We start from the raw sequence: 18,885 nt of genomic DNA on the forward strand, positions 1-18,885 counted from the left end.
GCATGCCCGCGTCGACCGTGACCGAGCCTGCCCTTCGTCAGCACCTCACTGCCTGGCTCTCGAGCGAGCGCCGACGCGCGAGGACGATCCTCGTCCGTGCACAGCCGACGTGGTCGGGAGCAGAGACGCTCACCGTCGGCAACGCCACCGTGCGCGTTGTGGAGGGCGTCTCGGGGCTCGCCGCGCTCGACGCGATGCGCTCCGCGAGCGAGGACGAGTTCATCGCCGTGCTCACCTCGCTGACCGAATCCGAGCTGGGTACGGCGGTCGTGCTCGATGCAGAGACGCAGAAGGTCACGGATCTGGACGAGTGGAACATCGTGCCGGCGCTGTTCGGCGCGCGCGAGTATCCCGCCCAGCCCGTTCGCGCGCTCGGGTCCTGGGTTCCGCGGCTCCTCGTCTCCCTCCGCCGAGAACGCGGGTTCATGCCGGCTCCGGGTGGAGTGCTCTCTGCTCAGCACGTCATCCAGTCGATGCTCGTGGCGATGCTCGGCCTCGACCGCGTCGACGCTCTCGCTGCTTCCACCGCGCTCGCGACGCTCGATGACCCCGGGGTGAAGGCCCGTCTTGCGGACCTGGATGAGGAGTCACGCGCTGGTCTCATAAAGGCGACCGCCATCCATGTCGAGCAGCACCTGGCAATGGCGCTGCGCGCCGCGTCCGCCCCTGGTGGTGTCTCCTCCGTCGCGGTGGGGCTCGTCGTCGGTGAGCTGTGGGCATCCGGACGCGTTGCACCGGACACCGCCGTCGCCGCCGCCCGCGTGAGAATCGAGAGGTACGTGGGGACGGCGCCGGGCGCATCGGCTGCGCAGCGCTACGGCGCCTCCGCGAAGCTCATCGCCCAGCGATGGCTCGCCGACGGCAACGAGCACGCTCGTTCCGTCCTCGACCAGGCTGAAGCGCTCTGCGGAGACCTCGGCTGGGCCGAGGGCGCGGCGGCATCCGATTTCCTCCACGCCGGCCTTCGCGCCCGCGTCTCGGTCTTCGCGGAAGCGGTCGAAGCCGCTGCAGCCGTCCCGAGTGCCCGTGCATCTCTCGCCGTCGACGATGCGCTCTCGCGGATCGAATCGCATGGCGCGCGCTCCTCCTTCGAGCGGTCCCGTTCCACCGCCCTCATGGCGGCGCGCCTCGTCCGGTGGCTGAGCGGCTCTCGCGCCTCCTCCGTAGGCCTGAGTTCCGCGATTCTCGCCTACGCGGCGGACGGCTCCTGGGCGGAGCGGGCCCTCGGAGACCTCTGGGACGGTGACACCGATCGAAGCCTCGCCGGCGCGTACCGCGCGCTCGCCTACGCGGTGCAGACCCAGCGTCGTCTCGCGGACGCCACCGCTGCACGGGCACTCACCGGCGATCTGTCGACGGATGACTCCGTGCTCCCCGTGGAGAGCATGCTTTCACGCCTCGTCGTACCGCTCAGCACGCACGGCCCGGTCCTCCTCATCGTTCTGGACGGCATGAGCGTGCCCTCAGCGGTGGAACTGGCGACCGACCTCCCCTCTCGGGGCTGGACGGAGGTCGTCCGGAAGACGTCTCTGCGACGCGGTGCCGCCCTCGCAGCTCTGCCGACCGTGACGGAGTACTCACGCACCTCGCTCTTCTCCGGAGCATTGCGCAAGGGAACGCAGCAGCTCGAGAAGGCGCAGTTCGCCACAGCGGTCGATGGAGTGGTGTTCCACAAAGACGATCTGCGTTCAGAGCCCGGACACGCGCTACCGCCGGTCGTCAGCGACGCGATCGCCGACTCCGGTCGAAAGATCGTCGGCATCGTGCTGAACACGATCGATGATGCATTGGCGAGCGCCGATGTCGATTCACTCCGCTGGAGTCTGCGCTCGATAGCGCACCTCGAAGCGGTTCTCGACGCCGCGCTCGAAGCCCGACGAACCGTCATCCTCACGTCCGATCACGGGCACATCGTCGAGCGCGGCAGTGAGCTCCGGAGTGTCCCGCAGTCGTCGGCGCGGTGGCGCGAGGTCACCACGGGGACCGCACTGGCCGACGAAGTCCTCGTCAGCGGCCCGCGCGTCCTCGCCCCCGGCGGCAGCGCGGTGCTCGCCGTTTCCAACGGCCTCCGCTACGCCTCGAAGAAGGCGGGCTACCACGGAGGCGCAGCCCTCGCCGAGCTGACCATTCCGATCCTCGTCGCCAAGCCCCGCGGTGCTGGTGACCCGGCCGGTTGGGTGGAGGCTCCCCCTCAGGAGCCGTTGTGGTGGAACGAAACCCTCAGGGCGCCGACGGCTCCGCCCCCTGCATCGCCCAAGCGCAGGGCGACGAAGACGAAGGAGCCGGCGGTGCGCGGCGGGTCGACGCTGTTCGAGATCGAGCCGACCGCGGAAGAGGCTCCCACATCTCGTCCGAGCACCGCCGAGCAGCTGATCACGAGCGATATCTACCGAGCCCGCCGCAAGATGGCCGGTCGTCACCCGATCGAGGACAGCGTCGCAAGCGCGATCGTCGCGGCTCTTCAGGCAGGCGGCGGTCGCGCGCATCGCGACACCCTGGCCGTCCGGGCTGCCGTTCCGGGTGCGAAGATGCCCGGTCTCCTTGCGGCGTTCCGCCGGGTCCTCAACCGGGACGGCTACCTGGTCATCGACACGGATTCAGACGGGGTCACTGTGGTTCTCGACCTCGCGCTTCTCAAGGAGCAGTTCGAGTTGGGTACTGGATCATGACGGCCGTCAGCCCGCGTCGGCGCCGCGAGATCATCGATGCCCTGCGCCGCGGCACGGTCCCTCAGCGCGGACTGGATGTCATGGCCGTCGGTCTCGATCGCTTCGAGGCCTCGGTGATCGACGAGCTGGACAGCGTCTCGGACGGCGGTGCGGTCTTCAAGGCCGTTCGCGGCGAATACGGAGCGGGCAAGACCTTCTTCGCGCGGTGGCTGACGGAGACCGCGAAGCAGCGAGGATTCGCGACTGCGGAAGTGCAGATCTCGGAGACGGAGACACCGTTGCACCGTCTCGAGACGATCTACCGCAGAGTGACCGAGAACCTCTCGACCGAGGCGACCCCGCCGAGTGCCTTCCGCGAGGTCGTGGACGGATGGCTTCGGGTCCTCGAGGAGGATGCGATCGCCTCGGGTGCCTCTTCCGTCGACCGCAGCGAGGTCACGCGGCTCACCGAGTCGTTGCTGGAACGGCGTCTGGCTGCGGTGTCCAGCACGGCTCCCGCTTTCGCTGCCGCCCTTCGGGGATACCACGTCGCGACCGTCGCGGGAGATATCGAGACCGCTGACGGGCTCGCCGCATGGCTCGCCGGGCAGCCTCACGTCGCGGCGTCCGTCCGACGCGTCGCGGGTGTGCGCGGTGACCTCGACCATTTCGGCGCGTTCGGATTCCTCCAAGGTCTCCTCGCCGTTCTCCGCGACTCGGATTACCGCGGCCTCGTGCTGGTTCTGGATGAGGTCGAGACCCTGCAGAGAGTGCGCAGCGACGTGCGCGAGAAATCCCTCAACGCGCTCCGGCAGCTTCTCGACGAGATCGACGCGGGACGCTTCCCTGGCCTCTACGTCCTCATCACCGGTACGCCTGCGTTCTTCGACGGGACACAGGGGGTGCAACGTCTCCCTCCACTCGCTGCTCGGCTCGGAGTCGACTTCAGCGGGGATCCTCGATGGGACAACCCCCGGGCGCCGCAGGTGCGGCTCCTCGGGTTCCAGCGCGACAGTCTCCTGGAGCTGGGCACGCGCGTTCGTGGTATCTACATCTCGGGCAGTGCCGAGGCCGATCGGATCGGGGCACTCGTCACCGACGACTATCTCAAGGCGCTCGCGGAGACGGTCGCCGGTCGACTCGGCGGCAAGGTCGGGATCGCCCCACGGCTCTATCTCCGGAAGCTCGTCGACATCCTCGACAAGGTCGAGCAGTTCCCCGATTTTGTGCCGATGGAGCCTTCGTCCGTCACCGTGTCGTCAGCCGAGCTGAATGAGGACGAGCGCGCAGCGATGGGCGGCCTCGACGCGATCCAGCTCGATGTCTGACGGCGCCGAACTGGCGGGCGCGCTCGAGTACCACGTCGCGAATACGCTCGGCTGGCACGACTTGCGGCCGCTGCAACGTGCAGCGATCGAGCCCGTGCGCTCCGGCGCCGACTGCCTCCTCATCGCCCCGACGGCCGGAGGAAAGACAGAGGCGGCGGCGTTCCCCCTTCTCTCCCGGATGGTGGACGAAAGATGGAGTGGACTCAGCGTCGTCTACGTCGCTCCTCTGAAGGCTCTGTTGAACAATCTCCTCCCACGGCTCGAGCAGTACACCGCGTGGCTCGGCCGACGGGTCGCCCTCTGGCACGGAGACATCGGAGACGGCCCTCGTCGGGAGATCCTCAGCGAACCACCGGACATCCTTCTCACGACCCCGGAGTCGCTCGAAGCGCTGCTCGTCTCTCGACGAGTGGACCACCGGCTGCTGTTCCGCGGACTCCGGGTCGTCGTCGCCGATGAGATCCACTCGTTCGCGGCCGGTGACCGCGGATGGCACCTGCTCGCGGTCCTGGAGCGGATCCAGCGCATCGCGGAGCACCGTATCCAGCGCATCGGACTGTCCGCGACGCTCGGGAATCCGAGCGACGTCCTCGCCTGGTTCCAGGGATCGAATCTGAGTGCGGGCATCGCGAGCCGGGTGGTGACTGCCGGCGATCCACCGATGCCTCCGGATGTCACACTCGATTACGTCGGCTCGACCGAGAACGCCGCAGTTGTCATAGCCGCGCTGCACCCCGGCGAGAAGCGGCTCGCCTTCTGTGAATCCAGGAAACAGGCGGAGGAGCTCGCCTACGAACTGCGAGATCGCGGCGTCACCACGTTCATCTCGCACTCCTCCCTCTCCCTGGACGAACGCCGACGAAGCGAACAGGCGTTCGCCGAGAGCCGTGACTGCGTCATCGTCTCGACGTCGACCCTCGAGCTCGGGATCGACATCGGTGACCTCGACCGCATGATCCAGCTCGATTCACCGCGATCGGTCGGGTCGTTCCTGCAGCGACTCGGCCGGACCGGACGGCGGGCCGGCGCAGCGAGGAACGCGCTGTTCCTCACCACCGAGCACGAGACCTTCCTGCGTGCAGCCGGATTGCTCCACCTGTGGGGGACAGGCTTTGTGGAGCCGATCACTCCGCCGCCCTCCCCTCGGCACCTCGCGGCGCAGCAGTTCCTGGCACTCGCTCTCCAGGAAGGCCGATTCGCTCGGGACTCCTGGCATGAGTGGTGGGCGGGAAGCCTGGTGATGGCCGACGGCGAGGAGGTGCTCGACTACCTCGTCGAGGAAGGCTTTCTCGCCAGTGACGGTGGCTGGGTCTTCATCGGACCGACAGCCGAAAAGAAGTTCGGAGGTAAGAACTTCCTCGAGCTCCTGAGCACCTTCGTGGCAGATCTCGAACTGACGGTCGTCCACGGGCGGAAGGAGATCGGTGGAGTGGCGCCGATCTCTCTGAGTGCCACGATCATCCGCGGCGAGAAGCCGTTGCTGCTGGCCGGGAACGCGTGGAGGGTGGTCTCCGTCGACTGGAGCCGGCACCGCATCGTGGTCGAGCCGGAGATCAGTCGCGGCAATGTGCGGTGGTCGTCAGGCGCGCTGCCCGAGTCGTTCGACATGGTCCGCGCCCGCAGAGAGGTTCTTCTCGGCGCCGAGCCACCCGTCCAGCTGTCGGAGCGTGCCTGGAGGGCGCTGGCCGTGGGCCGAGAGAGCTGGTCGAGCCGGGTGGACGCTGACGGACTCGTGCTGACTCGCGACTCCGCCCACGTCGAGCTCTGGAGCCTGGCCGGCCTCAAGGCGCACGAGACGCTGGCTGCGGCGTTGCCACCAGCGTTCGAGGCGCGATCGACGAACGAGTCGATGCGTTTCACTTCTGCGTTCGACGTCTCGGTTCTCCGCGAGGCCGTTCTGGATACTGCGTTGCCTTACATCTCGCCGGACGCCGTCTCCGGGTTGAAGTTCTCGGCGGCGCTGCCACCGGACTTCGCGCGAGCGACTCTGGCTGAGCGGTTCGTCGACCGCGTTCATGCAGCGACGGTAGCTCGTGAACCCATCGTGTCGATGGCTGCGACCGACGGTTAGGTCTTCACCAGGTCGCTCGTTCTCGGCGAACGAGGAGGCGATATCCGCTGCCGTGGTCCCGACCTCACCGAGGGCGGACCGCTCAGCGGGCGCCAGAACTCGAACATTGAGACCAAATCATCCCCTGTAGCAGGAGCTCCGGAAGGTTCCTGAGGTCAGCGAGAGTGGAGGTGTGTGCCACTCATCCTGATCATGGGATCGCCCGTACTCTGAGGGCACCGCCCACCCGAAGAACAGGACCAACCGCTCATGGACGTGCAAGAGACCCGACTCCAGCAGGTCCTCGAGGGCGCCAAGCAGTACCGCGTGCCGCTGTACCAGCGCCCGTACTCCTGGACGGCGAAGCAGCTCGATCGGCTCTGGTCCGACGTCGTCGACCTCGCCGAGCAGCGTCTCAATACTCCGGGCGCCACTCACTTCACCGGTTCCCTCGTGCTTTCGCTGGGCGAGATCGGGCCGGCAGGGTCGCAGTTCCTCGTGGTCGACGGGCAGCAGCGACTCACCACGCTCAGCCTGTTGATCTGCGCCCTGCGCGACCACTACTCGGAGACGGAGCCGGAGTACCCCGAGAAGGTGCAGCGGCTCGAGGAGACGTACCTGTTCGACCGGTTCAAACGCGGCGACGATCGGCTGAAGGTCCTGCCCACGCAGGCCGACAGGCAGGCGTTCCGCGCCATCGTCGACGGGAACGTCGATCAGTCCGTGGCGTCCGGCGTGCTCGACGCCTATCGGTTCTTCCGCACGAAACTACACGGCGCGGATGATCCGGACGACGCCTACGACATGGGTCGCATCGAGTCGGCCGTGCTCAACGGCCTGGTCTTCGTCTCCATCACGGCGCACGCCCACGACAACGTCTACCGGATCTTCGAATCGCTCAACAACACCGGCCTCAAGCTGACCCAGGGCGACCTGCTGCGCAACTACATCTTCATGCGGCTCGGGTCGCGCAGCGAGGAGATCTACGACAGCTGGTGGCTGCCCCTGCAGAAGGCCCTCTCTCCGGCCGATCTCGAAGCGCTCTTCTGGATCGACCTGATCTGGTCCGCCCCCGATGCGAAGCAGGGCGACATCTACTCGCTGCAGGTCGATCGAATGCGATCGCTCGATGCGGATCAGATCGTCGCCGAGGTCCGCCGGTACAGCGGACTCGCCCAGTTGCTGGCGGTGATGCGGAACCCCGAGAACGAGCAGAACACGGCCGTCCGTGCCGCGCTGCAGCGCAATGTTCAGTGGGGGCTTTCAGCGACCGATGCGCTCGTCCTCCACCTCCTCCGACTGCGCGAGGCGGGCTCGGTCAGCTCCTCCGAGGTCGCCGAGTCATTGCGGCTGCTCGAGTCGTTCATGGTGCGACGAGTCCTGATCGGCGCAAGCAGTGCGGCGCTGTCGAGGATCCTCTACCGCGCACCTCTCGAAGTCGGGGGGTCGGACGTCGCGTCGACCCTCCACCACTACTTCTCCGTCGGGCGGAAGTTCTTCGCAACCGACGCGCAGATCCGCGAAGCCGTCCTCTCGAAGCCCTTCTACTACCAGGGCCGACCCGCGCAACGGAAGATGATCCTCGCCTGGCTCGAGGACGTGACTCCGATCGAATGGCGCGACAGAGACGTCACCGCGAAGGAGCACACGGATCCCAGCGCGGCCACCATCGAGCACGTCATGCCGCAGAAGCTCAGTCAGACCTGGCGCGAGGCGCTTGCCGGCGACCTTGAACCTTTCGACACCGTCGACGAGATGCACGAGTCCTATGTGCACACGCTCGCGAACCTGACTCTGACCTCGTATAACTCCGAGCTCAGCAATCGCCCGTTCTCCGAGAAGCGGCAGCTCCTCGATGCGTCGAGCTTCCGCCTCAATCGCGAGATCGCCGGCCAGACAGCCTGGACTCGCCGCCAGATCGTCGAGCGCGGCTCCGTCATCGCGGACAGGATCATTTCCACCTGGGCCGCCCCTCTCGCTGACACGGATTCTGGGGGATCGCGCATTTCCTGGAAGCTCGTCCTCGACCTCGTCGCTGCGATTCCTGCGGGGCGGTGGGCCAGCTACGGCGACATCGCGACTGTCGCCGGGACCCACCCCGTCCCTCTCGGGCAGTTCCTCATTCATGCTCCGGCGCCGAACGCTTATCGCGTCCTCAGGCAGTCAGGTCAGATCTCGCCCGGCTTTGTCTGGGGCGCCGACAGCCCGCATGCTGACGTCGCCCCTGAGGAGCTGCTGGCATCGGAAGGTGTGACGTTCGACTCCGCCGGCCGCGCCGATCTCCGACACAAGCTGACGGTTCCGGAACTCGCCGAGCTTGTAGGGCTCTCGATCCACTCCGACATCGACTTCGTCCCGGATGAGGGGAACAACGAGCGAGCAGAGTTCCTCGCCGGTCTCGCCGACAGGCAGGCTCCGTCGACCGTCCACGGTGTCGTCGAGCTCCTCGACGAGTGGGAACGTCTCGGAGGCATTCTGGACTTCGGGGCGGCGGAAGAGACGTCCTGCTTCCTGGTTGCACGCGGCTCCAGTCCGGCGTCGAAGAGCATCTGGCCGCTGACCATCTACCCGAGCGGCAGTGTCGAGGTCGTCTTCCAGCACATGCGGAGTCGCCCGCCGTTCGACTCGCTCCCTTTGCGACAAGCGCTGCTCAGTCGCCTCAATACCGTCAGCGGCGTCGACCTGCCCGCCGACCGGTTGGAGAAGCGACCTTCTTTCGATCTCGAAGTCTTCGCCGACCGCTCTGCTCGACGGCAACTCGTCGAGGTGCTCGAGTGGTTCGTGGGCGAGCTGGCGTCGCACGACAACGCGCTTATCAGCAGCAGCGGGTGATCTGGGAGCAAATCATCGCGCGGGGTTGAAGCGCGGATCCGTTCTAGAGTCGCAGAATGCATCCCCAGCGACGCCACTGAGCCGCACCCGGGAGCCACGCACCGCCGCTTCTCTACCCGACTCATGCCCCGATGCGATAGGAGAAGCGACCGTGAGCGCTTCAGGCGCCTGACCTTGCTTCGCGCCGCGGCCCCATCGGCGACCGCCTGCTCCAGTCCCCGATCTTCGCCAGCCGCACACGAGGCCTCGGGTGCGGAGGACCAGAATCACGACATTCCACCCCTCACTCGGCGAGCGACTTCCACAACGAGGCGTTGGTCTCCGTCATCGCCCAGCCGTCGCCGGGCCAGAAGATCGGCCAGCGGGTGTCGCCGCCCATGCGGTTCTTCATCCACACCGTTGCCCGGCCGAACGCGCGCTGCATGGTCAGCGGCTCGACGCCGGTCACCTTCGCCACGTCCTCGAGGGCGACCGCCGACGGCGACGCTGCGGCGAGGATGTCGAGGACCTGGCAGAAGAGCTTGATGGACTTCGCTTCGCCGGACCGGAGGACCTCGAACTCCTCGAGGGTCCACTCTCGCGAGTCTTCGATCGTCTCGTCATCGTTGCCCAAGACTCTTGCGGCTCCCGGGTTGCTCACGCTCGCAGCGCTGGAGTTCTGCCCTGCGATGAAACGCATCACGGGAATAACCAACTCTTCGGGCACGGGCACATTCACGTAGGCGGTCATTGTTCTTTCCTTTTCTCTGAGACGAAGTCGAACAAGAAGACCGTAACACGTCTTGCATGAGTCTTGCAAGAGCCGCCGTGCTCAGCGTGTGCGCCAGCGCTCGACCCCGTGCGCATGAGGCGAGCAAGAAGATCGCCGCCGCCGCGCTTCTGGGATGGGAGCCTCGGGCCGATGCCGTAGCCGAAAGGTCCGGCTCTTCCCGCCTGCGCACCTCGCCAAGCTGACGAGCAGCGCGCACCGATCGCCTCTGCGCAGAGGTTCACGATCTCCTACCAGGAGTCCCCTCCGCCTCCTTCGGTACCGTCTCCCCCATGCCCGGCCCCTCTCCCGACGCTCCCGAGGTCGCCGCCGAGCACCTCCGCGCCGAGTTGCAGCTGCGGCGCTTCGGCCGGCTCCGCCTCACCATCGACATGGCGCTCGGCAGCGGGATCCTCGCGCCCTACGACCTCGTCGTCGTCCGCCTCGACACCGGGGCCGAGATCATCCGCGTGAAGGCCGACCTCACCGATCCCCACTACCTGCTCGGTCAGGTCGAGCTCGACCTCGAGACGAAGACGGTCGCCGAGTTCCTCGAGGAGTGGCGCCCCGCCTGACCGGGCCGGCACAGCCGCGATCCCGTTGACGGGGACAGCACGGCGCCGAGGCGACTGGAGCAGGACAGCGGGGATCCGCGCCCCCTCGCCTCACAGATCCGCAGGGACCCTGTCGCGCTCCTCGTCGTCGACCACCACCGGCACCCACGCACCGCGGGCCGGCCGCCCCGCCCACCATACGTACACCCCGGCGGCGACCACAGCGCCTCCAGCCGCGATCGCCCACCACGGGAACCCGGCGACGTCGGGGGACTCCCCCGCCGCGTCCACGTCCGACTGCGGCGTCGGGATCACCCTTTCGCCGGTGACGAGGATGCGATGGGTGTTGATCCCGAGCGGGGTGCAGGTGACGAGGGTCAGGAGGTCCTGGCCGGGCTGCACGAGGAGGCTCTGCGTGTCCTCCGGCTCGACGACGAGCGTCTCGCGCACGCGGTAGGTGACCACCTCGCCGTAGACCTCGATGGTGAAGGTGTCGCCGACGTCGACGCGGTCGAGGTGGGTGAAGAGCTCGGCCGAGGCGAGGCCGCGGTGGCCGGTGAGCACCGAGTGGGTGGAGGGGCCGCCGACCGGCAGGGCGGTGCCCTCGAGGTGGCCGACGCCGCGCTCGAGGACGGCGTCGCTCGTGCCGTGGAAGATCGGCAGGTCCACGTCGATGGCGGGGATCCGGATCCGGGCCATCAGCCCCTCGGCGTCGCCGCGCAGGAGGGAGGAGTAGCGCTCGCGGTCGGCGACCTGCTCGTCGTCGGCGAGGGGGAGGCGCTCGTTCGCGGCGACGGCCGCGCCGCCTCCGCTGAGGCTCTGGTTGTAGGCGCGGGCCTCGACGAGGTTCTGCCGGAGGGTCTCGGCGCCGAGGTCGGTGATGTCCTGGGTGAGGGAGTCGATCTCGCGCGCCTGCTCGACGGCGCTGAGCCAGCTGGCGGCGACGGGGTACAGCAGCAGCGCCACTCCCGAGAGGCTGATGAGCGCGATGACCAGCGGGGCGATCGGCAGCCGCCAGCGCGGCCGGCGGTGGATCCGCCTCCGCGGAGGAAAAGGGCTGGAGACAGAGGAATGCGGGGCACCCGACGGGTGCCCCGCATTCGACTTCGTCATGGTGCGACGTTACTCCGCGGTCTGAGCAGCCAGCGCGGTGCGGCGGCGCGAGGCGATCAGGCCCGAACCGATCGCGAGGGCGAGGAGCGCGCCTCCACCGAGGGTGAACCACTGCGCGCCGCCACCGGTGAGGGGCAGGGCGAACGCGGGCACCTGGGTGTGGAGGAACTCGACGTAGTTCTGGATCGGCGCGGTGGCCGAGCTCGGTCCGGCGACGACCTGCGTCAGCACCTGGGCCGGGGTGGGCAGACGGAATCCGGCGGGCGGGGTCAGCTCGCGGACGTAGTAGTTGCCCGGCGTGATGATCGGGATCTCGACGAAGCCGTTCGCTCCGGTGGTCCAGTTCTGGTTGCCGTTGATGAACACCGGGTTCTGGCCGAGGTTGGCGTCGTTCTCGGTGAGGAACACCTGGTAGACGGCACCCGCGAGCGGCACGCGGTTGGCGCCGTTGTTCTGGTAGGCGTACACGGTCAGCTGACCGATCGGGGTGCTGCCGGTGACCGTCTCCGTGGCCCCGTTCACGACGCTCGTCGCCGAGTTGGTGATGATGCCGTTGGCCGGGATGGCGGTGGCGCGGGTGAGCACCGTGAGGGTGACGACGCCGCCCTGCAGGCCCTGGAGCTTGGTGAGGCCGGACTGCAAGAAGTTCAGCGTCACGTTCCGGGTCGCGGCGTCGTAGCCGAGCGTGTAGTCGGTGTTCGCGATGAACGCCGGTGCGGGCGCGGTGCCCGCGGCGCTGGTCACCGTGATGCCGGTGGGCGCGACGCCGGCCGGGCCGGTCGGCAGGTAGGTCAGCTCGGCGGGGAGCGTGTCGGTGAGGGTGAACGCCTCCAGCGCGTCACCGGCGGCGAGCACCGGGACGTCCGAGGCGATGGCCCAGCGGATGAGGTCGGGGTTGCGCGCCTCGACCGAGTTCGCCGCCGCGGGGACGCGCGTCTTGGTGAGCTCCGTGACCGCATTCTTGGGGTAGACGTGGACGTCGTAGATCCACTGGTTCGCCGGCGCACCGGTCGGGCCCGTCGGGAACGGCAGGGTGACGAGGAACGGCGCCGCGCCGTTGGTCGCTCCGGCGGGGAGCTGGGTCTCGGTCACGAGGTAGAGGCCGAGCGGCATGCTCGCGCCGTTGTTGAACACGGCCTCGCCGTCCGTGCCGCTGGTGGCGGTGAAGGTGTCGGCGGCGGTGACACGGGTCGCGGCGGTGCCCGGGGTCAGGTTCGCGACCTGGTTCCAGCCGTCGGGCGTGGTGAGGTCGACGCCCTGGACGCGCGCGGCGGTGAACACGGCTCCGGGCAGCGCGTCCCCGGGGACCGTGATCTCCTGGCCGGTGCCGATCGCCTGGCCGTTGTTGGATCCCAGCGCGAGCTTGTGCACGGTGAGGGTGCGGCTGATGGTCGGGTCGATGTTGCCGGGCAGCGTGACCGCTGACGCCGGCGCGACGGCGGTGAAGACCGCCGCAGCGCTCAGCGCGAGGACGCCGGCTGCGGCGGCGAGCCGCCTGGTGAGTGAGCGGGACATGTGATCTCTCCTACTGAGGTCGTGAGTGCTGGTGTCGTGGAGTCGAAGGTGTGCGGGAAGGGGTCTGCGGGAGAGCGCGGGGGCTCTCGGTCGGGGCGTCACCGGGAGGGGCCTCGCAGCCTCCGGCGCCGCTCCCAGAGGAGGAGGCCGAGTGCGAGAGTGAGCACCGACCCCCCGCCCAGGAGGAACGCGTCGGTGCTGGCGCCACCGGTCAGCGGCAGGCGTGTGGGGTCCACGGGGGCGTTGACGAAGCGGTAGACCGCCGTCTGACCGGCCGTGGGGGCCGTGATGCTCCGCGAGGCGACCGGGGACCACGTCGTCCCGGTCAGGCGCTCGAGACGCAGTTCCTGGTAGGCGAGGCGGCGGGTCGGATCCGTCGCCGCCTCGGACAGCGTGTAGCCGTGGCCCGGTCGCACCTCGAAGGTGCTCGCCGGGTTGCCCGCGGCGGCGTACTCCGCTCCGGCCCGGGTCTCCGTCGGGAGCGTCGCTCCGGCCAGTGCGGCGGGCGTCGCGGTGACGCGCCAGTCGGCCGCCTGGAAGCCGGTCTGGGGGCGCAGGACCTGCTTGACCAGGGTGATCGTCGCGCTGGCGTTGTCCACGGTGCAGGTGACGGCGGCGCCGTTCGTCGGGGTCACGTCTCCGGCCGCGCTCACGGTGAGGGCGGCGCCGGTGTCGGTGCGGCACTGCCAGGGTGCGGTCTGCACGTAGGTCGCGGAACCGCCGGTCTCGGCGAGCCGGTAGGCCACACCCGGGGTGACGGGGATCGCCGACACGCCCGCGGAGCCCGCGCGGCCGGTCGGGCCGGACAGGGCGCCGGACGGGCCGGTGGCGCTGAGCGTGAAGTCGCTGGGCAGCGCGCTGCCGGAGCTCACCGTCTTCACGAGCGTGAGGGAGGCCGTGGGCCGGTTCACGATCGAGCACTCGACGACCGCCGCGGAGGCGATGCCGGTGAGGCTCGCGCTGATGACGGTCCCGGACTGCGAGAACGTGGTCGCCCGGGCGGTGCCGTTGACCGTGCAGGCGCCGCTGACGAACGCGAAGCCCGTCTGCTGCACCTCCGAGACGGTGAGCGTCGCCCGCGACGCCTCCGTGCCGAACAGGACGGTCCAGGCGGCCTGGCCCGCCGCGTCCGTCTGCTGGCGGGGCGACTGCTCCGGCAGCAGGGCGACGGTGCCGGCGGTGGCCGTCGCCGTCGTGCCCACGGTCCAGTCCACGCCGGGGCGGGTGGTGCCGGAGGCGTCCCGGATCGTCTTGGTGATCCGCACGGTGGAGGCGGGGCGCGGGGAGTTGAAGAAGGTGCAGGTGACGTTGACGCCGAGCCGGTTCGGGAGGGTGACTGTCCCGGTCGGGTTCGAGCCCGTGCTCACCCGCACGCCGTCCGCGTAGCACTCGTAGATGCTCGTGTAGGCGGCGATCGGGGAGGCGGAGCCCGCGGCCATCGCCTCCGAGACCGTCACCGTGCTGTTGATCGGAGTGGGGAAGGGGCCGATCTGCGCGGTCTGGCGGCCGGTGGTGGCGCCGGTGGTGGTGGCCGTGGCGAACGGCGACGCCGGAGAGCCGGCGGCGGCCATGAGCTGGAACTGGTCCGCCGCGGCCAGGCGGCCCACCACGCTCTTCTGCACGGTGATCGTGGCCGGCGAGGAGCAGCCGGAGAGGTCGACGGCGTTCACGCTCACGCGCGGCGTGCCGCTGACGCGGGTCCAGGTGGTGGCGTCGAACTCGTAGGCGCTGCCGGGAATGGCCGGGGCACCGTTCGCGGCGGCGACGTCGCCGTTGGCGAGGTAGACGGTTCCGCGCGGCGAGAAGGCGATGCCGTTGATGTTGGCGAAGGCGGCGTCGGTCCCCGTCACGGCCTTCGCGATCGACGTGTTCACCGGGAGGGTGCCGCCGGTCGCCGCGGCCAGGGCGTCGGCCGGCACGGTGAAGATCGCGGCGCTGCTGGCGTTGTTGACCGAGCCCGCGCCGACGACGTAGAGGTTGCCGCGAGCGTCGAACGCCATGTCGCCGTTGCCGTTGGGGGTTCCGGAGGTGGGGAAGGAGCCGACGAGGGCGAACCGGGTGGCGACGGGGTTCGCCTCGGTGAAGCTCCAGATGTAGAACTGGCCGCTCGCGAAGCTGCCGAACAGGTACCGGCCCGTCCGGAGGTCGACCGCGCCGGCGACGATGCTGCCGGCCACCTGCGCTCCGCCGGCCACGGTCGTGTACGCGCTGTTCGCGATCCTCTGGAAGCCGGCGTCCGGCGTCCACTTGAGGACGGCGTCGACGTCCGTCGCGTCGGACGAGCGGTCCAGCGCGTAGGCGAAGGCGCCGTTCGCGCCGACGCCGAGCGCGTTCGCCTCGGCGGTCCCCGACCAGCTGCCGATCGAGGTCAGGGATCCCGTGACGATGTCGGCCTGCTGCAGGGCGCCGGCCGCCGTGAGGGAGTAGAAGCGGCCGGTGTCGCAGAACAGGCGGGGCGTCTGCACGGTGTTCGTGAAGGTGCAGAGCACCTCCGCCCCCGCCTCGCTGGGGATCGTGATCGACCCCGCGGCGGAGGCTCCGGAGGCGATGACCGTGCCGCCGCGCGAGCACTCGTAGCTGTTGGAGTACCCCAGGCCCGCGCCCGCGGTCTGCGCCTCGGCGATCGTGTACGTCGCTCCGGACTGCACGGTGAGGCGGCTGATCTGCGCGGCCTGGATCCCGGTGGCGGTGCCCGTGGTGGTCGCCGACGCGAGGACCGTCGTGCCGCTGCGCACCGAGAGCGTGAACTGGTCGCCCGTGGCGCTGCGCACCGGCAGGTTCTTCCGGACGGTGAGGGTCGTCGCGGCCTGGATCGTCACCGACGTGGGGGCGGAGGCGATGAGGCCGGTGGGAGTCGTGGTCCCGGTGCTGTACGTCCCGGCGGCGGCGGCCACCACGTCCACGGAGATCGTGCACGAGGTCGCACCCGCGGCGAGATCGCCGCCGAGCGTCGAGACGGTGGAGGATCCGGCGGCCGCGGTCACGGCGAACGCCGTTCCGGTGACGTCGGTGCAGGACCCGCCGACAGCCGGCGTCGGGGCCACGACGAGGCCGGCCGGGAGAGCGGTCGAGAAGCGCCAGTCCGCCTTCGCGAGGAGGTCGCTGGTGTTGGTGACCGTGTAGGTCAGCGTGGTCGGCACCGTCGCGGTCGGCACGGCCTGCGTGAAGGCCGCATCGAGAGCGGGAGTGACGTCGAGCACGCGGAGGTCGTCGACGGCGAAGGCGCTTCCCGTGCCGGTGACCGTGTTCACGAGCTGCACCTGGGCTGCGGCGATCTGCGCCGGAGTGAGGAGCGCGGTGCTCGTGCCGGTGTAGGCGGCGGCGCGGGCGGAGGCGGGGAGCGCGGGATCGACGAGCGCGCCGAGCCCGCCGACCAGCGGGAGGGTCGGGGACGTGTAGAACACGCTGCCGGTCGCGGCGCAGGGCACGACCGGTGCGGCGAATCCGGTGAGGACGGTGGACCCGCCCGAGACCAGGTTGAGGGAGAGGGACGCGTTGTTCGTCCCGCACTGCCCGCCGGCGGCGTTCATGCCGACGGCGTAGTAGCGGGCGGCGGGAGCGGAGACGCCGATCCCCGCGGCGCTCTGGGCGACGGTCGTGCCGCCGGTGACGGCGGCGTACGGGTACTCGACCAGGGCGTGGTTCGCCTGCGTACCGGTGTTCGAGCCGTTGGCCGGTGCGGTGCTGGAGGTGGACCCCGGCACTCCGGCCGCCACCTGGCCGAGGACGTCCGCCATGCGGCGGGTCTCGCGTGCGGCCGACGATCCCGTGCCGACGGTGAGGAGGGGCCGGGTCGGGCAGAAGGCGGAGTTGGGGTAGGGCGCCGTGTAGTTCACCAGGACGCCGGTGCAGTTCGTGGCGGTCGACCAGCCGGTGGCGGCCGTGTAGCGGCCGTTCGCGTAGGCGGTGAGCGCGCTCGGGGTGGCGGTCAGACCCTGCTCGAAGGTCTCCGTCCACACCTGTCGCGGGGCCTCGGCGACGCCGGCCGCGAGCGTGGAGAAGCCTCCCGCTGCTCGCGCCGTCGCGGGCGGGCCGCGGTCCGACTCCTGGTCGTCGTCCGAGGCCGCCGGAGGAGCGGGCGCCGATCCGGCGGGCGCCGACTCGACGGGCTGCTCCGTCCCTGCGGCGCCGCGGGGTGCTGCGGGATCGGGCTCGTCCTGAGAAGGCTCCTCCGCCGTGGCAGTCGGCGACTCCGCGGCCTCGGCGGGTGCGGGCGGGGCGGACGTCGACGGGGCGGACGCTGACGGAGTGGGTGCCGACGGAGCGGGTGCCGGATCGGCCTCGGGGGCTGTCGGCGGTGTCGGTGCGACCGGCGTCGGGAGAAGGGCGGGGGCGTCGCCGGCGACCGGATCCGCCTGGTTCGCGGCCTGAGCGGGAGACGAGGCGGAGACGTCGCCGAGCCCCCACGAGCCGACGAGGAGAGCGCCGATCGTCGCGAAGACGACGGCTCGCATTCCGAGGCGCGACGGCGCTCGGTGCCGTGAGTGGCGGCGCCGCCGGGTCGTGAAAGCCATGGTTCTGCTTCTCAGTCGTGTTGTCGATCGTGGAAATGAGCGAAACGTCGACACGACGAACGACACGGATGTCGCAGCGAGTGCGGAGGCCCCAGACTCCGGAGGGGAGCACGCATTCCGCGCGGGCTTCCGAAGATGAACGTATAGGTCGGCCTCCCTCTCGCCATAGAGAAGTGAGCCCCCCTTGTCGGGGCCATAACCGATGAGAAAAGGACCGGGGTGAAGCCGAATATGGCGCCTTTTGACGGGTCCTCGCGAAGGAGTTCTAAGAAGTGAGCGCGCGCGACCGGCTCGGCTCACTCCTCCCGTCAGGTCCCGTGCAACGCTCGGGCCCCACCCGGCCATGTACTCGGTAGACGCTCGACCGACGAAGGATGGACCCGATGACGCGACGCACACTCGACGACCTGCTCTCCCGCAGCGACCCCGCGACCGACGACCGGGCGCCCGGTGTCCGCACCGCCCTGCACAGCGTGATCGCCGAGACCCGCGAACGCGCGCCCCGCCGTCCCGCGCGGTCGAGGGCGTGGTGGCTGGCGGCTCCCGTCCTCCTCGTCCCGGGTCTCGTGCTGGCGACCAGCGCCGGCACCGACGTCCGCTCGGTCCCCGACTTCACGATCCCGATCAGCTACACCACCGACTCCGGCGCAGCGGTGTCGTGCTCGATCGACTACTTCAACGGCGAGATCGACTACCGCGAGGTCACCACCTCCGCGACCGACTACCTGCGTGCGCAGGACTGGAGCGGCGTCGGCCAGCGGATCCACGACGACGCGGTCGCCTACACGACCGACCCCGTCTGGCTGGCCTCGGACATGAACAGCGACGGCCCCGGCCTCTCGGACGAGACGATCCGCTGGCGCGCCTGGATCACCGCGGCGGACGACCACATCCTCGACACGATCCCCGAGGGCGTGATCGTCGAGGGCGACGGCGGCCTGGGCGGCAGCACCGACTGCACGGGAGAGCTGTGATGAGCGCCGGCGAGGCGGCGCCGTCTATGGCCCGCAGCGTCGTCCGCTCCCCCGCGCGCGACCGCGAGGCCGAGATCACGGCCCTGGTCGAGCGGGAGGCGCCGGACCTGCTCCGCTACTTCGCGCGGCGGACGGCGAGCCCCGAGGACGCCGCGGACCTCCTCAGCGACACCCTCCTGATCCTCTGGCGGAAGGAGCGGTCGATCCCCGAGGACGAGACGCGCGCGCGGATGTGGGCGTTCGGCGTCGCACGGCGGGTGCTCTCGGGCCAGCGCCGCACCGCGACCCGGAGGAGCGCGCTCGTCGAGCGGCTGGCGGAGGAGCTCCGCATCACTCCGCCCGCGCCGGCCGACGACGCGGCCGAGGACGTCCGCGCCGCGATCGCGCAGCTGAAGCCCGTCGACCAGGAGATCATCACCCTCGTCTACTGGGACGGCTTCTCCCTCGCCGAGGCGGCCGAGATCCTGTCCCTCCGCGCCGCGACCGTGCGGAGCCGGCACGCGCGGGCGCGGGCGACGTTGCGGGAGGCGCTGGGGGCGGCGATGTGAGGAGGGGTGCGGGGCACGGTCGCACCCCTTCACCCGGCACCCCCGCCTGAGTAGCATCCCC

The 18,885-nt window shown here is 69.8% G+C and carries 11 protein-coding genes; 7 read left to right on the forward strand and 4 right to left on the reverse strand.

Annotated elements, in window-relative coordinates; all coding sequences use genetic code 11:
- The first annotated feature begins 2 nt into the window (after positions 1 to 2).
- The 4 genes from pglZ (at position 3) to C5C25_RS07420 (ending at position 8,858) form a co-directional block, all read left to right on the forward strand.
- Positions 3 to 2,669, forward strand: a complete 2,667-nt coding sequence (gene pglZ / locus C5C25_RS07405; RefSeq protein WP_104250217.1) for a BREX-2 system phosphatase PglZ — start codon at positions 3 to 5, stop codon at positions 2,667 to 2,669.
- Positions 2,666 to 3,976, forward strand: coding sequence for a BREX system ATP-binding protein BrxD (brxD, locus tag C5C25_RS07410; protein ID WP_181133662.1), 1,311 nt, complete (start codon positions 2,666 to 2,668; stop codon positions 3,974 to 3,976). The genes pglZ and brxD overlap by 4 nt, the downstream gene beginning before the upstream one ends.
- Entirely contained in the window at positions 3,969 to 6,047 is a 2,079-nt protein-coding gene (locus C5C25_RS07415; protein WP_104250297.1) for a DEAD/DEAH box helicase, read from the forward strand. The genes brxD and C5C25_RS07415 overlap by 8 nt, the downstream gene beginning before the upstream one ends.
- A gap of 249 nt (positions 6,048 to 6,296) precedes the next feature.
- On the forward strand, positions 6,297 to 8,858 hold the full coding sequence (locus C5C25_RS07420) for a DUF262 domain-containing protein (protein WP_104250218.1): 2,562 nt from the start codon (positions 6,297 to 6,299) through the stop codon (positions 8,856 to 8,858).
- 283 nt (positions 8,859 to 9,141) lie between these two features.
- Here the strand turns inward: C5C25_RS07420 and C5C25_RS07425 are convergent, their stop codons facing one another.
- Positions 9,142 to 9,588, reverse strand: a complete 447-nt coding sequence (locus tag C5C25_RS07425) for a hypothetical protein (protein WP_146079450.1) — start codon at positions 9,586 to 9,588, stop codon at positions 9,142 to 9,144.
- A 311-nt stretch (positions 9,589 to 9,899) separates the two neighbouring features.
- Here C5C25_RS07425 and C5C25_RS07430 point away from each other — a divergent pair, with 311 nt between their 5' ends.
- The gene (locus C5C25_RS07430; RefSeq protein ID WP_104250220.1) at positions 9,900 to 10,181 is read left to right on the forward strand and encodes a hypothetical protein; all 282 of its coding nucleotides are present in this window, start codon (positions 9,900 to 9,902) and stop codon (positions 10,179 to 10,181) included.
- A gap of 90 nt (positions 10,182 to 10,271) precedes the next feature.
- On the opposite strand, the gene C5C25_RS07435 is transcribed toward C5C25_RS07430, so the two are convergent.
- The 3 genes from C5C25_RS07435 to C5C25_RS07445 all read right to left on the reverse strand — a co-directional run bounded on the left by C5C25_RS07435 (position 10,272) and on the right by C5C25_RS07445 (position 17,302).
- Positions 10,272 to 11,273, reverse strand: coding sequence for a class C sortase (locus C5C25_RS07435; RefSeq protein WP_219814392.1), 1,002 nt, complete (start codon positions 11,271 to 11,273; stop codon positions 10,272 to 10,274).
- Between the two features lie 9 nt (positions 11,274 to 11,282).
- On the reverse strand, positions 11,283 to 12,788 hold the full coding sequence (locus tag C5C25_RS07440; RefSeq protein ID WP_104250221.1) for a SpaH/EbpB family LPXTG-anchored major pilin: 1,506 nt from the start codon (positions 12,786 to 12,788) through the stop codon (positions 11,283 to 11,285).
- Positions 12,789 to 12,886: 98 nt separating this feature from the next.
- Entirely contained in the window at positions 12,887 to 17,302 is a 4,416-nt protein-coding gene (locus C5C25_RS07445) for an LPXTG cell wall anchor domain-containing protein (RefSeq protein ID WP_146079451.1), read from the reverse strand.
- A 383-nt stretch (positions 17,303 to 17,685) separates the two neighbouring features.
- On the opposite strand from C5C25_RS07445, the gene C5C25_RS07450 reads away from it, so the two are divergent.
- Both C5C25_RS07450 and C5C25_RS07455 read left to right on the forward strand, forming a co-directional pair.
- Positions 17,686 to 18,276 carry a hypothetical protein gene (locus C5C25_RS07450; protein ID WP_104250223.1) on the forward strand — a complete coding sequence of 197 codons (591 nt, stop codon included), beginning with the start codon at positions 17,686 to 17,688 and terminating at the stop codon, positions 18,274 to 18,276.
- A 26-nt stretch (positions 18,277 to 18,302) separates the two neighbouring features.
- Positions 18,303 to 18,824 (forward strand): RNA polymerase sigma factor, encoded by a 522-nt coding sequence (locus tag C5C25_RS07455; protein WP_104250224.1) that lies wholly within the window; start codon positions 18,303 to 18,305, stop codon positions 18,822 to 18,824.
- Positions 18,825 to 18,885 lie beyond the last annotated feature (61 nt).

It is taken from the genome of Rathayibacter sp. AY2B9 (genome assembly GCF_002931595.1).
Classification (GTDB): Bacteria; Actinomycetota; Actinomycetes; order Actinomycetales; family Microbacteriaceae; genus Rathayibacter.

Coding starts and splice junctions, on each gene's coding strand:
- pglZ (WP_104250217.1), top strand. CDS start 3: ATGCCCGCGTCGACCGTGACCGAGCCTGCCCTTCGTCAGCACCTCACT.
- C5C25_RS07455 (WP_104250224.1), top strand. CDS start 18,303: ATGGCCCGCAGCGTCGTCCGCTCCCCCGCGCGCGACCGCGAGGCCGAG.
- C5C25_RS07450 (WP_104250223.1), top strand. CDS start 17,686: ATGACGCGACGCACACTCGACGACCTGCTCTCCCGCAGCGACCCCGCG.
- brxD (WP_181133662.1), top strand. CDS start 2,666: ATGACGGCCGTCAGCCCGCGTCGGCGCCGCGAGATCATCGATGCCCTG.
- C5C25_RS07425 (WP_146079450.1), bottom strand. CDS start 9,588: ATGACCGCCTACGTGAATGTGCCCGTGCCCGAAGAGTTGGTTATTCCC.
- C5C25_RS07420 (WP_104250218.1), top strand. CDS start 6,297: ATGGACGTGCAAGAGACCCGACTCCAGCAGGTCCTCGAGGGCGCCAAG.
- C5C25_RS07415 (WP_104250297.1), top strand. CDS start 3,969: ATGTCTGACGGCGCCGAACTGGCGGGCGCGCTCGAGTACCACGTCGCG.
- C5C25_RS07430 (WP_104250220.1), top strand. CDS start 9,900: ATGCCCGGCCCCTCTCCCGACGCTCCCGAGGTCGCCGCCGAGCACCTC.
- C5C25_RS07445 (WP_146079451.1), bottom strand. CDS start 17,302: ATGGCTTTCACGACCCGGCGGCGCCGCCACTCACGGCACCGAGCGCCG.
- C5C25_RS07435 (WP_219814392.1), bottom strand. CDS start 11,273: ATGACGAAGTCGAATGCGGGGCACCCGTCGGGTGCCCCGCATTCCTCT.
- C5C25_RS07440 (WP_104250221.1), bottom strand. CDS start 12,788: ATGTCCCGCTCACTCACCAGGCGGCTCGCCGCCGCAGCCGGCGTCCTC.